The organism is Pseudomonas sp. L13 (assembly GCF_009935965.1).
GTDB lineage: Bacteria > Pseudomonadota > Gammaproteobacteria > Pseudomonadales > Pseudomonadaceae > Aquipseudomonas > Aquipseudomonas lactis.
On record NZ_QODJ01000001.1, the window covers coordinates 118,544 to 141,522 of the forward strand.

At 60.9% G+C, this 22,979-nt stretch carries 21 protein-coding genes; 8 read left to right on the top strand and 13 right to left on the bottom strand.

Features of this window, described 5'->3' with window-relative positions:
• Positions 1-77 precede the first annotated feature (77 nt).
• On the top strand, positions 78-641 hold the full coding sequence (locus DK871_RS00555) for a chorismate lyase (RefSeq protein ID WP_161903642.1): 564 nt from the start codon (positions 78-80) through the stop codon (positions 639-641).
• Positions 641-1,531 carry a 4-hydroxybenzoate octaprenyltransferase gene (gene ubiA, locus DK871_RS00560; protein WP_014720511.1) on the top strand — a complete coding sequence of 297 codons (891 nt, stop codon included), beginning with the start codon at positions 641-643 and terminating at the stop codon, positions 1,529-1,531. The genes DK871_RS00555 and ubiA overlap by 1 nt, the downstream gene beginning before the upstream one ends.
• 114 nt (positions 1,532-1,645) lie before the next feature.
• Here the strand turns inward: ubiA and DK871_RS00565 are convergent, their stop codons facing one another.
• Positions 1,646-2,026: a hypothetical protein gene (locus tag DK871_RS00565; RefSeq protein WP_161903643.1), complete on the bottom strand. Its 381-nt coding sequence runs from the start codon at positions 2,024-2,026 to the stop codon at positions 1,646-1,648.
• 154 nt (positions 2,027-2,180) lie between these two features.
• Here DK871_RS00565 and phoB point away from each other — a divergent pair, with 154 nt between their 5' ends.
• The 3 genes from phoB to DK871_RS00580 all read left to right on the top strand — a co-directional run bounded on the left by phoB (position 2,181) and on the right by DK871_RS00580 (position 5,801).
• The gene (gene phoB / locus DK871_RS00570; protein ID WP_003195617.1) at positions 2,181-2,870 is read left to right on the top strand and encodes a phosphate regulon transcriptional regulator PhoB; all 690 of its coding nucleotides are present in this window, start codon (positions 2,181-2,183) and stop codon (positions 2,868-2,870) included.
• A gap of 133 nt (positions 2,871-3,003) precedes the next feature.
• Entirely contained in the window at positions 3,004-4,290 is a 1,287-nt protein-coding gene (gene phoR, locus DK871_RS00575; protein ID WP_256677356.1) for a phosphate regulon sensor histidine kinase PhoR, read from the top strand.
• A 170-nt stretch (positions 4,291-4,460) separates the two neighbouring features.
• Positions 4,461-5,801, top strand: a complete 1,341-nt coding sequence (locus tag DK871_RS00580; RefSeq protein WP_003195620.1) for a hemolysin family protein — start codon at positions 4,461-4,463, stop codon at positions 5,799-5,801.
• A 131-nt stretch (positions 5,802-5,932) separates the two neighbouring features.
• Here the strand turns inward: DK871_RS00580 and DK871_RS00585 are convergent, their stop codons facing one another.
• The 7 genes from DK871_RS00585 to DK871_RS00615 all read right to left on the bottom strand — a co-directional run bounded on the left by DK871_RS00585 (position 5,933) and on the right by DK871_RS00615 (position 15,410).
• Entirely contained in the window at positions 5,933-6,832 is a 900-nt protein-coding gene (locus DK871_RS00585; RefSeq protein WP_161903645.1) for a response regulator, read from the bottom strand.
• Positions 6,833-7,000: 168 nt separating this feature from the next.
• Complete coding sequence (gene phoU / locus DK871_RS00590) at positions 7,001-7,762, bottom strand: phosphate signaling complex protein PhoU (RefSeq protein ID WP_003195624.1); 762 nt, start codon at positions 7,760-7,762, stop codon at positions 7,001-7,003.
• A gap of 115 nt (positions 7,763-7,877) precedes the next feature.
• Entirely contained in the window at positions 7,878-8,711 is an 834-nt protein-coding gene (gene pstB, locus DK871_RS00595; RefSeq protein ID WP_003195626.1) for a phosphate ABC transporter ATP-binding protein PstB, read from the bottom strand.
• 100 nt (positions 8,712-8,811) lie between these two features.
• Positions 8,812-10,482, bottom strand: a complete 1,671-nt coding sequence (gene pstA, locus DK871_RS00600) for a phosphate ABC transporter permease PstA (protein ID WP_078466300.1) — start codon at positions 10,480-10,482, stop codon at positions 8,812-8,814.
• Between the two features lie 15 nt (positions 10,483-10,497).
• Complete coding sequence (locus DK871_RS00605) at positions 10,498-12,531, bottom strand: ABC transporter permease subunit (RefSeq protein WP_178116017.1); 2,034 nt, start codon at positions 12,529-12,531, stop codon at positions 10,498-10,500.
• 483 nt (positions 12,532-13,014) lie between these two features.
• Positions 13,015-14,001 (bottom strand): phosphate ABC transporter substrate-binding protein PstS, encoded by a 987-nt coding sequence (locus tag DK871_RS00610; RefSeq protein WP_017135798.1) that lies wholly within the window; start codon positions 13,999-14,001, stop codon positions 13,015-13,017.
• A 119-nt stretch (positions 14,002-14,120) separates the two neighbouring features.
• Entirely contained in the window at positions 14,121-15,410 is a 1,290-nt protein-coding gene (locus tag DK871_RS00615) for an MFS transporter (protein ID WP_034129128.1), read from the bottom strand.
• A gap of 406 nt (positions 15,411-15,816) precedes the next feature.
• Here DK871_RS00615 and DK871_RS00620 point away from each other — a divergent pair, with 406 nt between their 5' ends.
• Together DK871_RS00620 and DK871_RS00625 are read left to right on the top strand one after the other, a co-directional pair.
• Entirely contained in the window at positions 15,817-16,221 is a 405-nt protein-coding gene (locus DK871_RS00620) for an acyl-CoA thioesterase (protein ID WP_003176975.1), read from the top strand.
• A gap of 58 nt (positions 16,222-16,279) precedes the next feature.
• Positions 16,280-17,179, top strand: coding sequence for a D-hexose-6-phosphate mutarotase (locus tag DK871_RS00625; RefSeq protein WP_161903647.1), 900 nt, complete (start codon positions 16,280-16,282; stop codon positions 17,177-17,179).
• A 115-nt stretch (positions 17,180-17,294) separates the two neighbouring features.
• Here DK871_RS00625 and DK871_RS00630 read toward each other — a convergent pair whose 3' ends face one another.
• The 5 genes from DK871_RS00630 to DK871_RS00650 form a co-directional block, all read right to left on the bottom strand.
• Complete coding sequence (locus tag DK871_RS00630; RefSeq protein WP_003195640.1) at positions 17,295-17,831, bottom strand: DUF3299 domain-containing protein; 537 nt, start codon at positions 17,829-17,831, stop codon at positions 17,295-17,297.
• A 77-nt stretch (positions 17,832-17,908) separates the two neighbouring features.
• Complete coding sequence (locus DK871_RS00635) at positions 17,909-18,154, bottom strand: GlsB/YeaQ/YmgE family stress response membrane protein (protein WP_003195642.1); 246 nt, start codon at positions 18,152-18,154, stop codon at positions 17,909-17,911.
• Positions 18,155-18,259: 105 nt separating this feature from the next.
• On the bottom strand, positions 18,260-19,345 hold the full coding sequence (locus DK871_RS00640) for a 5-(carboxyamino)imidazole ribonucleotide synthase (RefSeq protein ID WP_161903648.1): 1,086 nt from the start codon (positions 19,343-19,345) through the stop codon (positions 18,260-18,262).
• An 11-nt stretch (positions 19,346-19,356) separates the two neighbouring features.
• Entirely contained in the window at positions 19,357-19,848 is a 492-nt protein-coding gene (gene purE, locus DK871_RS00645; RefSeq protein ID WP_003195648.1) for a 5-(carboxyamino)imidazole ribonucleotide mutase, read from the bottom strand.
• 332 nt (positions 19,849-20,180) lie between these two features.
• Positions 20,181-21,089, bottom strand: a complete 909-nt coding sequence (locus DK871_RS00650; protein ID WP_161903649.1) for a LysR substrate-binding domain-containing protein — start codon at positions 21,087-21,089, stop codon at positions 20,181-20,183.
• Between the two features lie 181 nt (positions 21,090-21,270).
• Between DK871_RS00650 and aspA the strand changes: the two genes are divergently transcribed.
• The gene (gene aspA, locus DK871_RS00655; protein WP_003195657.1) at positions 21,271-22,695 is read left to right on the top strand and encodes an aspartate ammonia-lyase; all 1,425 of its coding nucleotides are present in this window, start codon (positions 21,271-21,273) and stop codon (positions 22,693-22,695) included.
• The last annotated feature ends 284 nt before the right edge of the window (positions 22,696-22,979 follow it).

Genomic DNA, 22,979 nt, shown 5'->3' on the forward strand with positions numbered 1-22,979 from the left:
CGGCCGGTTCAGACCGGCAAAAGATCAGGGTGCCATGGTAAGCTCGCCGCCTCTTTTGCTGCCAATACTGACTCACCGTGCCGCACTCAATCGCCCTTCCCGATGCTTGCCAATGGCTGACCCAGAGCCTTCTGAGCCCCTTGCCCACGCCCTTGACCCTCAACTGGCTGTTTGACGAAGGCTCGCTGACGCGACGGCTGACGTGGCTGTCCAACGAGGGGTTCAGCGTGACGCCGCTGTTCGAAGGCTGGCAACCGTTGCGCGACGACGAATGTGCCGCGCTGGACCTGCCGCCGGCCAGTATCGGTTGGGTACGCGAGGTGTATTTGCGCGGGCACGGCCAGCCTTGGGTGTTCGCCCGCAGCGTGGCGGCCCGCAGTGCCTTGCAGGGCGATGGGCTGCACATGGACGAGTTGGGCAGCCGTTCGCTGGGCGAGCTGCTGTTCTGCGACCGCGCCTTTACTCGCCAGGCCATTGAGGTGTGTCGCTACCCTCGCGCCTGGCTGCCGACAGCAGACCAGGCCGATAATCTGTGGGCACGCCGCTCGCGCTTCGACCGCGGGGCGCTGAGCGTGCTGGTGGCGGAAGTCTTCCTGCCGAGTTTCTGGCACGCGCTGCATGATCATCCGGAGAACTGCTGATGTACCAACGTCTGCTCAAGTCCTTGAACCGCCTGAACCCCAGGGCCTGGGATTTCATTCAGTTGACGCGCATGGACAAGCCCATCGGCATCTACCTGCTGCTGTGGCCAACACTGTGGGCGCTGTGGATCGCCGGCAAGGGTTCGCCGTCGCTGATCAATATCGTGATTTTCGTGCTGGGCGTGGTACTCACCCGGGCCGGCGGCTGCGTGATCAATGACTGGGCCGACCGCAAGGTCGATGGCCATGTGAAACGCACCGAGCAACGCCCGCTGGTGAGCGGCAAGATCAGTTCGAAGGAAGCGCTGGTGTTTTTTGCCGTGCTGATGGGCATCAGTTTCCTGCTGGTGCTGCTGACCAACGCCAGCACCATCCTGCTGTCCCTGGGTGGCCTGGCTCTGGCGGCAAGCTACCCGTTCATGAAGCGCTACACCTATTACCCCCAAGTGGTGCTGGGCGCGGCGTTTTCCTGGGGCATGCCGATGGCGTTTACCGCCGAGACCGGCCATTTGCCTGCCACCGCGTGGCTGCTGTACATCGCCAACCTGTTGTGGACGGTGGGCTACGACACCTATTACGCCATGACCGACCGCGATGACGACTTGAAGATCGGGGTGAAATCCACCGCGATTCTATTTGGCGATGCCGACCGCGTGATCATTCTCACCCTGCAGGGCCTGGCTTTGGCGTGCCTGTTGCTGGCCGGCGCGCGGTTCGAGCTGGGTGGGTGGTTCCACCTGGGGTTGCTGGCGGCAGCGGGCTGTTTTGTCTGGGAGTTCTGGTACACCCGGGACAGGGACCGCATGAAGTGCTTCAAGGCGTTCTTGCATAACCACTGGGCGGGGTTGGCGATTTTTGTCGGGATTGTGGTGGATTATGCGGTTCGTTGAGGATTGTGCAGTGACGGTTGGGACGCCATCGCGGGCAAGCCCGCTCCCACAAATGGAGCGCATTCCAAATGTGGGAGCGGGCTTGCCCGCGATGATTGCAGCAGCGCCTCGGGCTCAGGGCTTGGCGACTTTCCAAGCCCCGTCCATTTTGCCGTCTCCGGTCTTCTCCCCGGCCTTCTTGTCCATCACGAAGCTATACAACGGCTTGCCGTCATAAGCCCACTGACTGGTCTGGTCGTCACGGGTGATCACCGTCCACTTACCCATGGGCGTGTCGGTGGTCTCGGCCTTCAACGGCGGCCAGTTGGCAGCGCACTTGTCATTACACATGGACTTGCCATCAGCGTCCTTGTCGAAGGTGTAGAGCGTCATCCCCTTGTGATCCACCAACATCCCGTCTTTAGTCATCGCCGGCTCTGCCGCAAACGCCAAGCCTGGCAGCGTCAACACCGCAGATACCAGCAGGGCTTTCCAGGAAACAGTGCTGTAAGTCATCGGAACCTTCCTTTTGTGGTTGTCAGGATTCGGACCCAAAGGGTAGTCCAGAGTGCCGATAATTGCCCAAGCGACTAAATTACTGTCACACGACTGCAATAATTCCGTTATCTAATGCGGCGCAAGACAGTTAAATGACAAGAGGATTTTGAGCATGGTTGGCAGGAGCATTCTGATTGTTGACGACGAAGCGCCCATTCGCGAGATGATCGCCGTTGCGTTGGAAATGGCCGGCTATGACTGCCTGGAGGCGGAAAACTCCCAACAGGCCCACGCCATTATCGTCGACCGCAAGCCGGACCTGATCCTGCTCGACTGGATGCTGCCCGGCACCTCGGGCATCGAGTTGGCCCGCCGTCTCAAGCGTGACGAGCTGACCGGGGATATCCCGATCATCATGCTCACCGCCAAGGGCGAAGAGGACAACAAGATCCAGGGCCTGGAAGTCGGCGCCGATGACTACATCACCAAGCCGTTTTCCCCGAGGGAGCTGGTGGCGCGCCTCAAAGCCGTGCTGCGCCGCGCCGGCCCGACCGATGGCGAAGCGCCTATCGAAGTCGACGGCCTGATCCTGGACCCGATCAGCCACCGCGTGACCATCGACGGCAAGCCTGCGGAGATGGGGCCGACCGAATACCGCCTGCTGCAATTCTTCATGACCCACCAGGAGCGCGCCTACACCCGTGGCCAACTGCTCGACCAGGTGTGGGGCGGCAACGTCTATGTGGAAGAGCGCACGGTGGATGTGCATATCCGCCGCCTGCGCAAAGCCTTGGGCGATGCGTACGAGAATCTGGTACAAACCGTGCGCGGCACCGGCTATCGGTTTTCAACCAAAGGTTGAGCTATAAGCTACCAGCCACAAGCCGCAAGTTAAAAGCGGGACTGCTTAAGCTTGGAGCTTGCAGCTTGAAACTTGAAACTGCTCCGAAGGACGCACCTTGAACCAAAACTGGCATGGCACCCTGATCCGCCACATGCTCTTGCTGGTCACCGGCTGCCTGCTGGTGGGGCTGGTCAGCGGCTACTACGGCTGGAGCCTGGCCGCGGGCATTGCCTTGTACCTGGGCTGGACCCTCAAGCAGTTGCTGCGCCTGCATGAATGGCTGCGCCAACACAAACCCGACGAAGCACCGCCCGATGGCTACGGCCTGTGGGGCGAGGTATTTGACAGCATCTACCACCTGCAACGCCGCGACCAACGGGTACGCGGGCGCCTGCAAGCGGTGATCGACCGGGTGCAGGAGTCCACCGCCGCGCTCAAGGACGCGGTGATCATGCTCGACAGCGACGGCAACCTGGAGTGGTGGAACCGCGCCGCCGAGACCCTGCTGGGCCTCAAGACGCCCCAGGACAGCGGCCAGCCGGTGACCAACCTGGTGCGTCACCCACGCTTCAAGGAATACTTCGAGCAGGACAACTACGAAGAAGCCCTGGAAATCCCCTCGCCCACCAACGACCGCGTGCGCATCCAGCTGTACCTGACCCGCTACGGCAACAACGAACACTTGATGCTGGTGCGTGACGTGACCCGTATCCATCAGCTGGAACAGATGCGCAAAGACTTCGTCGCCAACGTTTCCCATGAGCTGCGTACACCGTTGACGGTGATCTGCGGCTACCTGGAGACGTTGCTGGACAATGTCGACGAGATCAACCCGCGCTGGAGCCGCGCCCTGCAGCAGATGCAGCAGCAAGGCTCACGCATGCAGACCCTGCTCAACGACCTGCTGTTGCTGGCCAAGCTTGAAGCCACGGACTACCCCTCGGACAACCACCCCGTGGCCGTGCAGAGCCTGTTGCAGACGATCAAGAACGATGCCCAGGCCCTCTCGGGCGAACGTGGGCAGCAGATCACGCTGGAGGCCGACCCAACCGTATTGCTCAAGGGCAGCGAAGGCGAATTGCGCAGCGCATTCTCCAACCTGGTGTTCAACGCGGTGAAGTACACCCAGGACAAGGGCAATATCCGCATTCGCTGGTGGGCCGACGAGCATGGCGCGCACCTGAGTGTGCAGGACTCGGGTATCGGTATCGACGCCAAGCACCTGCCGCGCCTGACCGAGCGTTTCTACCGCGTCGACTCCAGCCGCAACTCCAACACCGGCGGCACCGGGCTGGGCCTGGCCATCGTCAAGCATGTGCTGTTGCGCCATCGGGCCCGCCTGGAAATCAGCAGCGTGCTGGGGCATGGCAGTACCTTTACCTGCCATTTTCCGCCGGCGCAGGTAAGCCGTTCGCAAGCAGTCGAGGCCGATGATTAAGTTGAAGTGAGCACGGCCTACTGTGGGAGCTGCGACACGACTTTGCAGCCCCGCCCGGCAGCGGGCACTAGGCAAGCGCCCCGTCAGCCGCTACATTGGCCGACTTGTGCCTGCCTTTCAGGCCCACCTGTCACCCCTTATTGAACACACGGAACCTGCAAAACCCCATCATGGACCCTTCCCCTGGCATTACCCTCGCGACACTCTTCGCCGATTTCGGCATGATTCTCTTTGCACTGATCCTGGTACTGCTCAACGGTTTCTTCGTTGCAGCGGAATTTGCCATGGTCAAACTGCGCGCCACCCGCGTCGAGGCCATCGCCCACAAAAACGGCTGGCGCGGGCAGATCCTGCGTACCGTGCACAGCCAGCTCGACGCCTACCTGTCGGCTTGCCAGCTGGGTATCACCCTGGCGTCCCTGGGCCTGGGCTGGGTCGGTGAACCGGCCTTTGCGCACATCCTCGAGCCGATGCTGGGCGCGGTCGGCGTGCAGTCGCCGGAAGTGATCAAAGGCGTGTCGTTCTTTGCCGCCTTCTTCGTGATTTCCTACCTGCACATCGTGGTCGGTGAGTTGGCCCCCAAATCCTGGGCGATCCGCAAACCCGAGCTGCTGTCGCTGTGGACGGCCGTGCCGCTGTACCTGTTCTACTGGGCGATGTACCCGGCCATCTACCTGCTCAACGCCAGTGCCAACGCCATTTTGCGCATCGCTGGCCAAGGCGAGCCTGGCCCGCACCATGAGCACCATTACAGCCGCGAAGAACTCAAGCTGATCCTGCACTCCAGCCGTGGCCAGGACCCCAGCGACCAAGGCATGCGCGTACTGGCCTCCGCCGTGGAAATGGGCGAGCTGGAAGTAGTGGACTGGGCCAACTCCCGGGAAGACCTGGTGACCCTGGACTTCAACGCCCCGCTCAAGGAAATCCTCGCGCTGTTCCGTCGTCATAAATTCAGCCGTTACCCGGTGTATGACGCGGTGCGCAACGAGTTTGTCGGGTTGCTGCACATCAAGGATTTGCTGCTGGAGCTGGCGGCCCTGGACCATATCCCCGAATCGTTCAACCTGGCCGAATTGACCCGCCCGCTGGAACGCGTATCGCGGCATATGCCGTTGTCGCAACTGCTGGAGCAGTTCCGCAAAGGCGGCGCGCACTTCGCCCTGGTGGAAGAAGCCGACGGCAAGATCATCGGCTACCTGACCATGGAAGACGTGCTGGAAGTACTGGTGGGCGATATCCAGGACGAACACCGCAAGGCCGAGCGCGGCATCCTCGCCTACCAGCCCGGCAAATTGCTGGTACGTGGCGACACGCCGTTGTTCAAGGTGGAGCGCCTGCTGGGCGTCGACCTGGACCACATCGAAGCCGAAACCCTGGCCGGCCTGATCTACGACACGCTCAAGCGCGTGCCGGAAGAGGAAGAAGTGCTGGAAGTTGAAGGCTTGCGGATCATCATCAAGAAGATGAAAGGGCCGAAGATCGTGTTGGCCAAGGTGCTGTTGCTGGACTGACTGTGGACCGGGCGCCTCCTGTAGGAGCGAGCTTGCTCGCGAAAAACGCACAGGCGCCGGGTTTATTCAGGAAGCACGCGTTATCGTTGACGTTTTTCGCGAGCAAGCTCGCTCCTACAGGGGGCAGCGCTTTACGCGCCCGGCACGAAATGCTTCTGCGCCGTGCCACGGGCGATCAGGCGGGAAATGTAGTCCAGCTTCTGCGCATCCTGATCGATAAAGCGGAAGGTCAGTTGCAACCAGTCGCTGTCGGGCTTGGGCTCGTAGGCGACGATGGCGTGCAGGTAGCCGTTGAGCCGTGCGACTTCGGCGTTGTCGCCCTGCTCAAGGTCGAGCACGGCGCTTTCCAGCACCTGAGGCAGGACCTCGCCACGCTTTACCACCAGCAACGCTTCCTTGATGCTCAGGGCCTTGATCACACATTGCTGGGTGCCGCTTGCGAGGCGCAACTGGCCCTGACCGCGACTGCCAGCCGGCGCCGCTGCTGTGGGGGCCTTCACGGGCGGGGTGTTGAGCAGGCCTTTGCTGGGCGCCGCCACCGGGGCCGGCTTGACCGCTTCGGGTTTGCCGCCGGTCAGGGCGCTCAGCGAGTCGTTGCCAAAGGCTGAGTTCATCTTGGTCGGCGCGCTGGCAATCAGCGCATCGAGGCGACCGATCTTGTGCAGGGCCTGCTTGACCTTGTTCAGCAACTGCTCGTTGGTGAACGGCTTGCTCACGTAGCCGGAAACGCCTGCCTGGATGGCCTGCACCACGTTTTCCTTGTCGCCACGGCTGGTCACCATCACGAACGGCATGGCCTTCAGGTGCGCTTGCTCGCGGCACCAGGTCAACAGCTCAATGCCGGACATTTCCGGCATTTCCCAGTCGCACAGCACCAGGTCGAAGGTTTCGCGCATCAGGATGGATTGCGCCTTTTTGCCGTTCACCGCATCTTCGATCTTGATTCCGGGGAAGTAATTGCGCAGGCACTTCTTCACCAGGTCGCGAATAAACGAGGCGTCATCCACCACCAACACACTGACTTTACTCATCGACCCTTCATCCTATAAAAACGGCGGCATGCAAAACGCCTGACTGATGGCATTTTGCCAAAACTCGCGGGTCACAGAAGGACTTTATGGCGCCTGCTGTGCAAAAAATTCAGATGCCACAAACGAAAACGCCCGGCCAGAGGCCGGGCGTTAATTTCTCGGGCAACCTTACTTATCGTCAGATTCGCCCGAAACATTAGGGATTAGATCAGCAGTCCCTTCAACTTCGGCTTTCATGCGCTTGAGGCCCATGTGCCGCACGTCGGTGCCGCGCACCAGATAAATCACCAGTTCCGAGATATTGCGCGCATGGTCGCCGATACGCTCCAGGGAACGCAGCACCCAAATGATGTTCAAGACCCGCGAGATCGAGCGCGGGTCTTCCATCATGTAAGTGGCCAGCTCGCGCAGCGCGGTCTTGTATTCGCGGTCGATGATTTTGTCGTACTGCGCCACCGACAACGCCAGTTCGGCGTCAAAGCGGGCGAAGGCGTCGAGAGCATCACGCACCATGTTGCGCACCTGGTCGCCGATATGGCGCACTTCCACGTAGCCACGAGGGGCTTCACCCTCCTCGCACAGCTGGATGGCGCGGCGGGCAATCTTGGTGGCTTCGTCACCGATGCGCTCCAGGTCGATCACCGACTTGGAAATGCTGATGATCAAACGCAGGTCCGAGGCCGCCGGCTGGCGGCGGGCAAGAATGCGCAGGCACTCTTCGTCGATATTGCGTTCCATCTGGTTGATCTGCTCATCAATCTCACGCACCTGCTGGGCCAGGCCCGAGTCGGCCTCGATCAGCGCGGTGACCGCATCGTTGACTTGCTTCTCCACCAGCCCGCCCATCGCCAGGAGGTGGCTGCGCACTTCCTCAAGCTCGGCATTGAACTGCGCAGAGATGTGGTGGGTAAGGCCTTCTTTGCTAATCATGGGGTTGCTCCGCAAAAGCTGTAAGCCGCAAGCTACAAGCTGCAAGCTGATGTGTGTCGTTCCGTTGAACTGCTCTTACTTGCCACTTGAAACTTGCGGCTTGCAGCTGCTCCAACTAGCCATAGCGACCGGTGATGTAGTCTTCGGTCTGCTTCTTCGCCGGATTGGTGAACAGGGTGTCGGTATCGCCGAACTCCACCAGCTTGCCCATGTACATGAACGCGGTGTAGTCGGAAACCCGCGCCGCCTGTTGCATGTTGTGGGTCACGATGACGATGGTGAACTTGGACTTGAGCTCGTAGATCAGCTCTTCGACTTTCAAGGTGGAGATCGGGTCGAGGGCCGAGCACGGTTCGTCGAGCAGCAACACTTCCGGCTCTACGGCGATGGTACGGGCGATCACCAGACGCTGCTGCTGGCCGCCGGACAAGCCGAGTGCCGATTCGTGCAGGCGGTCCTTGACCTCGTCCCACAATGCCGCGCCCTTGAGCGCCCATTCAACGGCTTCGTCGAGGATGCGTTTCTTGTTGATGCCCTGGATACGCAGGCCGTAGACCACGTTTTCGTAGATGGTCTTGGGGAACGGGTTGGGCTTCTGGAACACCATGCCCACGCGGCGACGCAGCTCGGCCACGTCTTCGCCCTTGCGGTAGATATTGGTGCCGTAGAGGTTGATCGCACCTTCCACGCGGCAACCGTCCACCAGGTCATTCATGCGGTTGAAGGTACGCAACAACGTGGACTTGCCGCAGCCCGACGGGCCGATAAAGGCGGTCACGCGTTGCTTGGGGATGTTCATGCTGACATCGAACAGCGCCTGCTTGTCGCCGTAGTACAGGCTCAGGCCGGGGACTTCGATGGCCACGGTTTCCTGGGCCAGGCTCAGGCTCTGCTTGTCGCGACCCAGGGCAGACATGTTGATGCCGTGGGATTGGGTTTCGTGCTGCATGGTCTCACTCCGTTCGTAGCTGCAAGCTTTTAGCTGCAAGCTGCAAGATTTGAGCAAAAGCGGCTTGTAGCTTGTAGCTTGCCGCTTGTAGCTAATAGCTTTAGCTGTCCAGCGCTTTGTATTTTTCGCGCAGGTGGTTACGAATCCACACCGCCGACAGGTTGAGCGTGGCAATCACCAGTACCAGCAGCAAGGCGGTGGCGTACACCAGTGGCCGTGCGGCTTCGACGTTGGGGCTCTGGAAGCCGACGTCATAAATATGGAAGCCCAGGTGCATGATCTTCTGGTCCAGGTGCAGGTACGGGTAGTTGCCATCCAGCGGCAGCGACGGCGCCAGCTTCACTACACCCACCAGCATCAGCGGTGCCACCTCACCCGCGGCACGGGCCACGGCGAGGATCATGCCGGTCATCATCGCCGGGCTGGCCATCGGCAGCACGATCTTCCACAGCGTTTCTGCCTTGGTCGCGCCGAGTGCCAGGGAACCTTCACGCACGGTGCGAGGAATCCGCGCCAAGCCTTCTTCGGTGGCCACGATCACCACCGGCACCGCCAGCAGCGCCAGGGTCAGCGAGGCCCAGAGCAGCCCCGGCGTGCCGAAGGTCGGCGCAGGCAGCGCTTCAGCGAAGAACAGACGGTCGACCGAGCCCCCCAATACATACACGAAGAAGCCCAGGCCGAACACGCCGTAGACGATGGCCGGTACGCCGGCCAGGTTGTTCACGGCGATGCGGATGATGCGCGTCAAGGTGTTCTGCTTGGCGTACTCACGCAGGTACACCGCGGCCAGTACGCCAAACGGGGTCACGATCATTGCCATGATCAGGGTCATCATCACGGTGCCGAAGATGGCCGGGAAGATCCCGCCTTCGGTGTTGGCTTCCCGTGGGTCATCGCTTAAGAATTCCCAGACCTTGCTGAAGTAGAAGCCGATCTTGGTCATCGTGCCCATGGCGTTCGGCTGGTAGGCGTGCACCACTTTGCCGATGCCGATTTCCACTTCCTTGCCGTTGCCGTCACGCGCCGTGAGGGCGTCGCGGTTGAATTGGGCGTGCAGGTCGGCCAGGCGCGCTTCGATGTCCTGGTAGCGGGCGTTCAGCTCGGCGCGGTCGGCGTCCATGTCGGCCTGGGCGGCTGCGTCGAGCTTGCCTTCCAGTTCCAGTTTGCGACCATGCAAGCGAATGCGCTCCAGCCCTGCGTTGATCGCGCCAATATCGGATTTTTCCAAGGTCTTGAGCTGAGCGGCGAGCTTGTTCACGCGGTCCACGCGGGCTTGCAGCTCCGGCCACGCGGCCTCGCCTTCGGCAATCACCTTGCCATCCTGCTTGACGTTGACCAAGGTGCCGTAGAAGTTGCCCCACTCACGACGCTCGATGGCCATCAGGTTCGCAGGCTTGGTCTGGTCCTTCAGCCACTCGCCGACGATCCAGGTGAAGTCGTTGCCGTTCAGGTCGCGGTTGCCGACCTTGATCAGCTCGCGAGTCATGAATTCGGGGCCTTGGTCTGGCACCGGCAGGCCCGCGCTTTTCAGGCGCTCACGCGGCACTTCTTCTTTCTGCACCACTTCGCCGATCACGATGTGGTTGGCCTGGCCTGGCACGTTGTAGTTGGCCTGGATCAGGTCGGCCGGCCAGAAATGGCCCAGGCCCCGCACCGCAATCACAGCCAGCAAACCAATGGTCATGATGACCGCGATGGACACCGCGCCACCGCTGATCCAGACGCCGGGAGCGCCGCTCTTGAACCATCCATTCAGGGAGTTCTGTTTCACAGACTTCTACCTTTCTTAAAGCGACGAGTATTTCTTGCGCAGACGCTGACGAATCAGCTCGGCGAGGGTGTTCATGATGAAGGTGAACAACAGCAGCACCAGCGCCGAGAGGAACAGCACGCGGTAATGACTGCCGCCCACTTCCGACTCGGGCATCTCCACCGCAACGTTGGCCGCCAGGGTACGCAGGCCCTCGAACAGGTTCATCTCCATTACCGGGGTGTTGCCGGTGGCCATCAGCACGATCATGGTCTCGCCCACGGCGCGGCCCATGCCGATCATCAGCGCCGAGAAGATGCCCGGGCTGGCGGTGAGGATGACCACGCGGGTCATGGTCTGCCACGGCGTGGCACCCAGGGCCAGGGAGCCCAGGGTCAGGCCGCGCGGCACGCTGAACACGGCGTCTTCGGCGATGGAGTAGATGTTCGGGATCACGGCAAAACCCATGGCCAGGCCGACCACCAACGCGTTGCGCTGGTCGTAGGTAATGCCCAGATCGTGGGAGATCCACATGCGCATGTCACCGCCGAAGAACCAGGTTTCCAGGTACGGGCTCATGTACAGCGAGAGCCAGCCCACGAACAGGATCACCGGGATCAGGATCGCGCTTTCCCAACCATCGGGAACACGCAGGCGGATCGACTCAGGCAAGCGGCTGAAGACAAAACCTGCGACCAGGATGCCAATCGGCAACAGCATCAACAGGCTGAAAATGCCCGGCAGGTGCCCTTCCACATACGGCGCCAGGAACAGGCCGGCGAAGAAGCCGAGGATCACCGTCGGCATGGCTTCCATCAGCTCGATCACCGGCTTGACCTTGCGGCGCAGGCTCGGTGCCATGAAGTAAGCGGTGTAGATCGCTGCGGCAACCGCCAGTGGCGCCGCAAGCAACATGGCGTAGAACGCGGCCTTCAAGGTACCGAAGGTCAGCGGGGCCAGGCTCATCTTGGGTTCAAAATCAGTGTTGGCGGCAGTGGATTGCCAGACGTATTTAGGCTCGTCGTAGTTTTCGTACCAGACCTTGCTCCACAACGCGCTCCACGACACTTCCGGGTGCGGGTTATCGAGCAACAACGGTTGCAACTTGCCACCCGCCTCGACGATCACACGGTTGGCCCGTGGCGACATGCCGAACAGGCCTTGGCCGTCGACCACCGGGTCCACCAGCAAGGTGCGGTGGGCGGTGCTGTGGAATACGCCGAACTGGCCAGCAGCATCCAGGGCGGTGAAGCCTTTGCGGCGCTCTTCAGCGCTGATTTCGACGACGGGCGCAGTGCCCATCTGGAAGGTGCGGATCTGCTTGAGGCGCTGTTCGCCATCGGGGTCGCGGGCCATGAACCACTGGGCCAGGCCGCCTTTGGAGTTACCCAGGATCAGCGAGATGCCGCCGACCAACTGGGTGCTGGCGGTGATTTCCGTGTCGGCGTCTTCCAGCAGTTTGTAGCGACCGTTGAGGCTCTTGTCGCGCAGGCTAAACACGTCGGCCAGGGCACGGCCGTTGATCACATACAACCACTGCTGGCGTGGGTCGATGAAGATCGCCTTCACCGGCTCGGTCATCTGCGGCAGCTCGACGCGCTTCTGCTCGCTGGAGACCTCACCTGTCATCATGTTTTCTTCGCGGCTCAGGGTCAGCACGTTCAAGTGCGAACCGGCGGAACCTGCCACCACCAGGGAGGTGTCGGTGGCGTTGAGTGCGACGTGTTCCAGCGGGCGACCGGCGTCATCGAGCACGATCGGCGTTTCGCCGTAGGGGTATTCGATCGCAGGGGTGATGGTCTTCTTGCCGTCTGGGTACGACACCTTATAGGTGTGGCGGAACACCAAAGACTGGCCATTGGACAAGCCGAGGATCACCAGCGGGCTGCCCGGCTGGTCTTCACCAATGGCAGCAACGCTGGTACCGGCCGGAAGCGGCAGGTCGACACGCTTGAGCTCGGCACCGGTGTCCACGGCGAAGAACAGCGCCTGGCCCGTGTCGGAAACCCGCATGGCGACTTGGTTCTGTTCTTCGAGGGAGATCATCAACGGCTTGCCGGCGTCCTGCATCCAGGCCGGCGTCAACGCGTCTTCCTTGGTCAACGAGGCGCCCTGGAACAGCGGCGCAACCACGTAGGCGAGAAAGAAGAAGATCAGGGTAATGGCAGCCAACACGGCGAGGCCGCCGACCAGCACATACCAACGGGTGAAGCGGTCCTTGAGCGCGCGGATGCGGCGCTTGCGTTGCAGCTCAGGCGTATTGAAATCAATGCGCTTGGGAGGGGAAGTCGTCGTCATGGTGGAATTGGCCAGATCATTCATGCGCACACCCTAGCGATCCTGTATGACAGAAAGATGACAGTGCAGTGACGCAACAAATCCGCCGCGAAGCAGGGCTGGCAGCGGATAAAAAATTAGGAGTTCTGTAGGAGCGAGCTTGCTCGCGAAGATCGTTGACGATAACGCGCCGTTTCTGAATAAAGGCGGTGCCCTATCGTCTTTCGCGAGCAAGCTCGCTCCTACAGAAGGGCCGGTTTTACCCGGCCCAGCTACTTAGTTGCCTTCTTTCAAACCCAGGTCAGCCAGGGCCTTGGCGGCGACTTTGGCTGGCAGTGGGATGTAGCCGTCTTTGACCACCACTTCCTGGCCCTGCTTGGACAGCACCAGTTTCACGAACTCAGCTTCCAGCGGCGCCAGTGGCTTGTTCGGGGCTTTGTTGACATAAACGTAGAGGAAACGCGACAGCGGGTACTTGCCGTTCAGGGCGTTTTCTTCGCTGTCTTCGATGAAATCAGTGCTGCCTTTCTTGGCCAGGGCCACGGTCTTCACGCTGGCGGTCTTGTAGCCGATGCCCGAGTAACCGATGCCGTTCAGCGAGGAGCTGATCGACTGCACGACCGAAGCCGAGCCCGGTTGTTCGTTCACGTTTGGCTTGTAGTCGCCTTTGCACAGGGCTTCTTCCTTGAAGTAGCCGTAGGTGCCGGATACCGAGTTACGCCCGAACAGTTGCACTGGCTTGTTGGCCAGGTCGCCGGTCACGCCCAGGTCGCCCCAGGTTTTCACATCGGCCTTGGCGCCGCACAGACGCGTCGAGGAGAAGATCGCATCGACCTGTTCCATGGTCAGGTGCTGGATCGGGTTGTCCTTGTGCACAAATACCGCCAGGGCATCCACGGCAACCGGGATAGCGGTTGGCTTGTAGCCGTACTTCTGCTCGAAGGCCGCCAATTCGGTGTCCTTCATCTTGCGGCTCATCGGGCCCAGGTTGGAGGTGCCTTCAGTCAACGCAGGTGGCGCAGTGGCAGAGCCGGCAGCTTGAATCTGGATGTTGACGTTCGGGTATTCCTTTTTGTAACCCTCGGCCCACAAGGTCATCAGGTTAGCCAGGGTATCGGAACCGACGCTGGACAGGTTGCCCGACACACCAGTGGTCTTGACGTAAGCCGGGATTGCCGGATCAACACCAGCGGCCACCGCGTTGGCGGTCGCAACGCCAGCAGCGACAAAAGTCATTGCCGCCATCAAACGTTTCAGTTTCATGCCTTGCTCCTAGCAGATAGGGATAATTGGATCGGGGCCAAGTATCGGCAGGCCGTGTGAACACTCTATGTCTGAAATATGACAATTAGATGAAAGGCCACTATCTGAATGTGCAGGCTTCAGCGACCGCGTTTCCACAGATACCCGCCCACTAGCATCCCCATCACACACAGGACAGCCACATAGTAAGCCGGGCCCATCGGGCTCTCCTTCATCAGCAGCGACACCGCCAAGGGCGTCAACCCGCCGAACACGGCATAAGCAACGTTGTAGGAGAACGACAGACCGCTGAAGCGCACCACCGGCGGGAAGGCTTTGACCATCACGTAGGGCACCACGCCGATGGTGCCGACAAACAGGCCAGTCAAGGCATACAACGGGAACAGCCAGTCCGGGTGGGCCATCAGGCTGTGATACAGCGTCCAGGAAGTCGCCAGCAGCAGTGCGCAACCTGTGACCAGCACGCGACCTGCGCCAAAACGGTCGGCCAGCGCACCCGAGGCGATGCAACCCAGGCTCAGGGTCACGATGGCCAGACTATTGGCTTGCAGCGCAACCGTAGGGCTGAAGTGATAGATGGTTTGCAACACGGTCGGGGTCATCAGGATGACTACCACCACGCCGGCCGACAACAGCCAGGTCAGCAGCATCGACAGCACAATGGCGCCACGGTGATCGCGCAACACGGCGCGCAAGGGCAGTTCAGCGGCCAGGCTCTTGCGTTGCTGCATCTCGGCGAAGATCGGGGTTTCATGCAGCCAGCGACGCAGGTACACCGACAGCAAGCCGAATACGCCGCCAAGCAGGAAAGGAATCCGCCAGGCGTAATCAGAGACCTGTTCCGGTGTATAGGCGCTATTAATGGCGGTAGCCACCAACGAGCCCAGCAGAATACCGGCGGTGAGACCGCTGGTCAGGGTGCCGCAGGCATAGCCGATGTGGCGCGGCGGGACGTGTTCGGAGACGAACACCCAGGCGCCCGGCACCTCGCCGCCAATCGCCGCGCCCTGGATGATGCGCATCAGCAGCAACAGGACCGGCGCCCACAGGCCGATCTGTGCGTAGGTCGGCAGCAGGCCCATGATCAGGGTCGGCACGGCCATCATGAAGATGCTCAGGGTGAACATCTTCTTGCGCCCCAGCAGGTCACCAAAGTGCGCCATGATGATGCCGCCCAAGGGGCGCGCCAGGTAGCCGGCGGCGAAGATGCCGAAGGTCTGCATCATGCGCAACCATTCTGGCATGTCGACAGGGAAGAACAGTTTCCCGACCACGGTGGCGAAAAACACGAAGATGATGAAGTCGTAGAACTCCAGCGCTCCACCCAGGGCAGACAGCGACAGGGTTTTGTAGTCGTTGCGGGTCAGCGGGCGCGAGGGTTGCGCACTGCTTGCGGGCACGGAGGACATGGCAAGGCTTCTCTTATAGTAATCATCGTAAAGGACTGCACGCCCGTGACTTGCGGCGGGTTTGGCAAGATAGCAAATCGCCCGAAAAAGCACAGCGCCAGGAGCACAGTTGCGCGCAAAAGCTCCGATACAGCCTCTATTTACCGACCAAATGAGCGTGCGGAGGTCGTCGTGGCGCCAGGGTCTAGATATACTCGCCCGTGCAAGCGCCTGACCCGCTGTCTTGAGGGGCTGCTGTGCCAAAACGTTGTTGGATGCCATCCAGCCGATTTGGCAGAGTTTCCCTTTAGTTCGCCTTACGAGAAACGCATCGAGCGGTGTATGTTGGTGCTGAAACGTTTTTCTAAGAAGACGGCTATCCACTTGAAATACCCATGAAGCGTCACGGGTCAGAGGCACCCTCGGCATGATCGAACTCGAACAAGAAGATCCTATCCCGCAAGGCGATCTCGCCCTGCAAATCACCGCGCTTCCGCGTGAAACCAACGGTTTTGGCGATATCTTTGGCGGCTGGCTGGTCGCGCAGATGGACCTGGCCGGCACGGCAATGGCCAGCAAGGTCGCCGGTGGGCGCGTGGCCACCGTGGCCATTGATCGCATGGCGTTCCTGGTGCCGGTGGCCGTGGGTGCGCAGCTTTCCTTCTATACCCAGGCCCTGGAAATCGGCCGCAGCTCGATCCAGATGATGGTCGAAGTGTGGAGCGACGATCCGTTGTCCAGCGAATGGCGCAAGGTGACCGAAGCCGTATTTGTGTTCGTCGCCATCGATGGCAGCGGCCGCACGCGCTCGGTACCGTCACGGGCGCGTTAAACCTCGCCGGGTTTTAACGGTCAATTGCCCCATTGCCTGCCACTAAGAGAGCTTTGTCATGCCTACGCCCCACGTTGAGACGGTAAAAATCGACGAGCTGGACTGCTGGCGCATCCGCCACAACGGCGCCGAGTTGATGGTGGCCCAACAGGGTGCGCATATCTTCAGTTACCAGCGCGAGGGCGAGCAGCCACTGATCTGGCCGAACCCTGAGGCCGTGTTCAAGCAGGGCAAAGGCATTCGTACCGGCGTACCGGTGTGCTGGCCGTGGTTTGGGGTGTTCGACCGCAACCCGCAAAGCGTCAAAGCCATGCGCCAGAGCGATCAGCCCGCTGGCGCCCACGGTTTTGTGCGCACCGCGCGTTGGGAACTGGCCGCCACCGAACTCGACGGCCAGACACTGCGAGTGGACCTGGTATTGCCGGTGCCGGCGGGCGGCTTTCCAGGCTGGCCCCATCAGGTAGACCTGACGCTGAGCCTGCTGCTGGACGACCAACTGCATATCCGCCTGACCAGTCACAACCGTGGCACCGACACCGTGACCCTCAGCCAGGCATTGCACACCTATTTCGCCGTGAGCGATGTGCGCAAGGTGCAGGTCGAGGGCCTGGATGGCGTGAATTACATCGACACCGCCGACGGCTGGGCCGAGAAGCAGCAAGCCGGGCTGCTGCAATTCAGCGTCGAAACAGACCGCATCTACCTGAATACGCCTGCACAGTTGAATATCGTTGATAGCGACTGGCAGCGCCGTATCCAACTCACCAGCGAAGGCTCGACATCCACCGTGGTCTGGAACCCCTGGACCGAACGCGCCAAGGCTTTCGACGATATGGCCGATGACGGCTGGCAGGGTATGTTGTGCATCGAGACGGCCAACGTGCTGGACGATGTGGTGAACCTGGCGCCCGGCGAAAGCCACACCTTGGGCGTGAGCGTCACGGCCCTGGCCTTGTAAACCCAATCAAATGTGGGAGCTGGCTTGCCTGCGATGCAGGCAACTCGGTGTGTCAGGAATACCGAGGCGCAGCTATCGCAGGCAAGCCAGCTCCCACAGAGATTGGTAGCACCCGTTAGAGATCAGATTCCTTTACTACCCGCACCTTCCCCGCCTCCAGCGCATACGCGGCATCCGCCAAGTCGTTATTGACCTTCTCCACCTTCAACGTGCCCGTGACCCACAGCGGCGTGTAGATATCATCCAGCTTCAGCCCCTTGGGATAGCGCACCAGCACCAGTTGGTTGGGCGGCGGTGGCGGCACGTGTATGCAGGCACCCGGGTAAGGCACCAGGAAGAACAACGTGCTGCGGCCCTTGGCGTCCGTTTCAAGCGGCACCGGATAGCCGCCAATGCGGATATTCTTGCCGTTCATGGCCGCCACGGTCTTGGTGGAATACATCACCGCAGGCAAGCCCTTGCTCTGCTTCAGGCCACCTTTTTCGGTGAACGTGCCTTGGGCTTCGGGGGAGTTGTGGTCGATCTCGGGCATGGCCTCGAGGGCTTTCTGATCCGACAGCGGCATCAGGTCGAGCCAGTCGGTTTCCGGCAGTTCGCCAGCGTGCGCCAGGCCAGAGCCCAGCAGAAGAAGCGTTAACAGAAGACGGCGCATGGAGAGGCTCGGCAAATACAAGTGCCGAGCATTCTAGCCCTCTGCGCCTGCGCAGCGCAGAGGACTTTGTCGGCTGATTACTTCTTTTTGACCAGGCCGTAGATCACCAGCAACACGATGGCACCTACCAGCGCGCCGATGAAGCCTGCGCCCTGGCCTGCCTGGTAGATCCCCAGGGCCTGACCGCCGTAGGTCGCGGCCAGGGAACCGGCGATACCCAGCAGGATGGTCATGATCCAGCCCATGCTGTCGTCGCCAGGCTTGAGGAAGCGCGCCAGCAGGCCGACGATCAAGCCGATAAAGATGGTTCCGATGATACCCATGGCATTTCCCTCTGATTGGTATGAGTCATGCCAAAGCCTAGTCAGGCTTTGGCATCCTGCAATCAGAGAGACGCAGAACCCCAATGGTTCCCGCCAGGGACAGGCTTATTGTTCGGCGATCAGCGCTTCAACCTTGAGGATCTGCGCCTGCAACGTCGCACGGTCCTTGCAACGCAGGTTGGCGTGGCCGACCTTGCGCCCGGCCTTGAAGGCCTTGCCGTAGTGATGCACGTGGCAATCGTCGATCGCCATCACGCGCTCTACCGGCGGCACAGAACCGATGAAGTTGAGCATGGCGCTCTCGCCGATCTTGGCCGTGGAGCCCAACGGCAAGCCCGCCACCGCCCGCAGGTGGTTTTCGAACTGGCTGCACTCGGCGCCTTCGGTGGTCCAGTGCCCGGAGTTGTGCACACGCGGGGCGATTTCGTTGGCCTTCAGGCCACCGTCGACTTCAAAGAACTCGAACGCCATCACGCCGACATAATCCAGTTGCTTGAGGACGCGGCTGGAATAATCTTCGGCCAGGGCCTGCAACGGGTGGTCAGTGCTGGCTACCGACACTTTCAGGATGCCGTTGACGTGGGTGTTGTGCACCAACGGGTAAAAGCGGGTTTCGCCATCGCGGGCACGCACGGCGATCAGCGAGACTTCGCCGGTGAACGGCACAAAGCCTTCCAGCAGGCAGGCGACGCTGCCCAGCTCGGCAAAGGTACCGACCACATCGGCGGCGGTGCGCAGGACTTTCTGGCCCTTGCCGTCGTAACCCAGGGTGCGGGTTTTCAACACCGCCGGCAGGCCGATGCTGGCGACTGCGGCGTCCAGGTCGGCCTGGGACTGGATATCGGCGAAAGCGGGTGTCGGAATGCCCAGGTCCTTGAACATGCTCTTTTCGAACCAGCGGTCGCGAGCGATGCGCAAGGCTTCGGCGCTCGGGTACACCGGCACGAACTGCGACAGGAAGGCCACGGTTTCGGCCGGGACGCTTTCGAATTCGAAGGTCACCAGGTCAACTTCATCGGCCAGTTGGCGCAGGTGGTCCGGGTCGCTGTAGTCAGCGCGCAGGTGTTCACCCAGGGCCGCAGCGCAGGCGTCCGGCGCCGGGTCCAGGAAAGCGAAGTTCATCCCCAGCGGCGTACCCGCCAAAGCCAGCATGCGGCCCAGTTGGCCGCCACCGATTACACCGATCTTCATCAATAACAACCTCAGGCAATGCGTGGGTCTGGATTGTCCAGCACGCTGTCTGTCTGCTCAGCACGGAATTTTTTCAGCACCGCATGAAACTGCGGGTGCTTGGCGCCCAGGATGCTGGCGGACAGCAGAGCTGCGTTGATCGCGCCGGCCTTGCCGATCGCCAGGGTTGCCACCGGGATGCCGGCCGGCATCTGCACGATGGACAACAGCGAATCCACGCCCGAGAGCATCGAAGACTGCACCGGCACGCCAAGCACGGGCAGGTGAGTCTTGGCCGCACACATGCCAGGCAAGTGCGCCGCGCCGCCGGCACCGGCGATGATCACCTCGATGCCACGGGATTCTGCTTCATCGGCATACTGGAACAGCAAATCCGGGGTGCGGTGGGCGGAGACCACCTTCACTTCGTACGGAATGCCGAGTTTTTCCAGCATATCGGCGGTGTGGCTAAGGGTGGACCAATCGGACTTGGAGCCCATGATCACGCCAACCAATGCACTCATCGTCGTGCCTCTTCTCTCTGGGCGCCCGCAGGCGCGTCAAAAAACAACAAGCCACGCAGGAAATCCGGCGTGGCTTGGTGTACGAATTAAGGCCGGTTGGACCGGCCGAAGGCCGCGCAGTATACCGTAATAATCCAGATAAACAGCCCCTGGCATGACCATCTGTCTAGCGGCGCAAAGTGGCGGTTTTATTGACTTAAGAGTCAGCGAAAACACCACGAAATCCTGTGGGAGCTGGCTTGCCTGCGATAGCAGTGGATCAGTGCAAAATAGGTTAGCTGACACACCGCTATCGCAGGCAAGCCAGCTCCCACATGTGTCCTGCGCTGGGCTCAAGCGCCTTGCGCCGCCCCACCTTCCAGCTTCCTCCACAACAACCGCACATTCGCCTTGCGCACCAACGCGCAGCGATACAAGCGAATCTCCAGCGGCACATGCCATTGCGGCCCGCCGCACACCACCAGTTCGCCACGTGCCAACTCTGCACGTACGCTCAACTGCGGCACCCAGGCGATACCCAAGCCTTCGAGCGCCATGCTCTTGAGGCTGTCGGCCATGGCGGTTTCATAGATGGTGGTAAAGCGCAGAGCCCTCTGGCGCAGCAGCAAATTCACCGAGCGGCCCAAGAACGCGCCGGCGCTGTAGGCCAGCAGCGGCACGCTGCCCTCGCCCTCCAGGTCGAACAGCGGCTTGCCCTCGGCATCGGCGGCGCACACCGGGAGCATTTCGGTGTTGCCCAGATGGAGCGACGGGAAAATCTCGGCGTCCATTTGCATCGCCGCGTCCGGGTCATAGAACGCCAGCATCAGGTCGCAACCGCCTTCGCGCAGGGCGTGCACGGCGTCGCCGACGTTGGTGGCCACCAGCCGCGTGGCGATGTTCAGCCCTTCGTTGCGCAACTGCGCGATCCAGCGTGGGAAGAACCCCAAGGCCAGGGAATGGGCGGCCGCCACTTGCATGACTTCGCCCTGCCCGCCTTCCAGGTGATGCAAATGGCGCAGCACTTCGCCCAGCTGTTCGACCACCGTGCGCGCCGTCACTAGAAACAACTGCCCGGCCGCCGTCAGTTCCACCGGCGTGCGTGAACGGTTGACCAGCGTCAGCCCCAACGCGGCTTCCAGGCTGCGGATACGCCGACTGAACGCCGGCTGGGTGACAAAGCGCCGCTCAGCCGCCTGGGAAAAACTGCGCGTCGCCGCCAGGGCGCTGAAGTCTTCCAACCACTTGCTCTCAAGGTTCATCACTGCCTCCCACGGAATGCACCATTTTGGCACACACGCCCGCCAAGATAACCGGGTCACATCCACATTATGCCGTTTGTGCATAGGCCAGTGTTTAACAGCATTGGCCCAAAAAGTTCTACAAGCCTAGCATTCGCAGCGTTCCGGCCAGTTCCGGGTCCATATTGAGATGATTTCCGTCATGTCCTCTGCTGCATCTTTCCGTACCGAAAAAGACCTGCTTGGCGTACTCGAAGTACCGGCTCAAGCGTATTACGGCATCCAGACCCTGCGAGCGGTGAATAACTTCCGTCTCTCGGGCGTTCCGATTTCGCATTACCCGAAATTGGTGGTCGGTCTGGCAATGGTCAAGCAAGCAGCGGCTGACGCCAACCGCGAGTTGGGCCAGCTCAGCGAAGCCAAGCACGCGGCCATCAGCGAAGCCTGTGCTCGTCTGATCCGCGGCGATTTCCACGAAGAGTTCGTGGTGGACATGATTCAAGGCGGCGCCGGCACTTCAACCAACATGAATGCCAACGAAGTCATCGCCAACATCGCGCTGGAGGCCATGGGTCACCAGAAGGGCGAATACCAGTACCTGCACCCCAACAACGACGTGAACATGGCGCAGTCGACCAACGACGCCTACCCGACCGCCATCCGCCTGGGTCTGCTGCTGGGCCATGACGCGCTGCTGGCCAGCCTCGACAGCCTGATCCAGGCGTTCGCCGCCAAAGGTGCCGAGTTCAGCCATGTGCTGAAAATGGGCCGCACCCAGTTGCAAGACGCCGTGCCGATGACCCTCGGCCAGGAATTCCGCGCCTTCGCCACCACCCTGGGTGAAGACCTGGCCCGCCTGAAAACCCTGGCGCCAGAGCTGCTGACCGAAGTGAACCTGGGCGGCACCGCCATCGGTACCGGCATCAACGCCGACCCGCGCTACCAGGCCCTGGCCGTACAACGCCTGGCTACCATCAGCGGCCAGCCGCTGGTACCGGCGGCCGACTTGATCGAAGCCACCTCCGACATGGGCGCTTTCGTACTGTTCTCCGGCATGCTCAAGCGTACTGCCGTGAAGCTGTCGAAGATCTGCAACGACCTGCGCCTGCTGTCCAGCGGGCCACGCACCGGCATCAACGAGATCAACCTGCCGGCTCGCCAGCCAGGCAGCTCGATCATGCCCGGCAAGGTCAACCCGGTAATCCCGGAAGCGGTCAACCAAGTAGCGTTCCAAGTCATCGGTAACGACCTGGCCCTGACCATGGCAGCCGAAGGCGGCCAACTGCAGTTGAACGTGATGGAGCCGCTGATCGCCTTCAAGATCTTCGACTCGATCCGCCTGCTGCAACGCGCCATGGACATGCTGCGCGAGCACTGCATCGTCGGTATCACCGCCAACGAAGCCCGCTGCCGCGAACTGGTGGAACACTCCATCGGCCTGGTCACCGCGCTGAACCCGTACATCGGCTATGAAAACGCCACCCGCATTGCACGTATCGCTCTTGAAAGCGGGCGCGGCGTGCTGGAACTGGTGCGTGAAGAAGGCTTGCTCGACGACGCCATGCTCGACGACATCCTGCGCCCGGAAAACATGATTGCCCCACGCTTGGTCCCGCTGAAGGCCTAAGCGTTTGTTGCACCGCTCACCAGGCTGAGGGACTAGACACCTCTCACCTTTTTGAGGGCTTGAAGACTCGTTCTTCAGGCCCTTTTTTTTGCCCGTAATTCCTCTCCTTATATAAAGCGCTGTTAGTGCGTTTCACCTATAAAACATCACCCCTGCGGCGTTACTTGAAAAAGCATTGATTCATTGCAAGTTCCCATTGCGTGCACGAACGGTGTGCAGTTTCGTGCCATATAAAAACAATGGTTTCATATATGAAACGCTCAATAATTAACCTTAATCTCGCA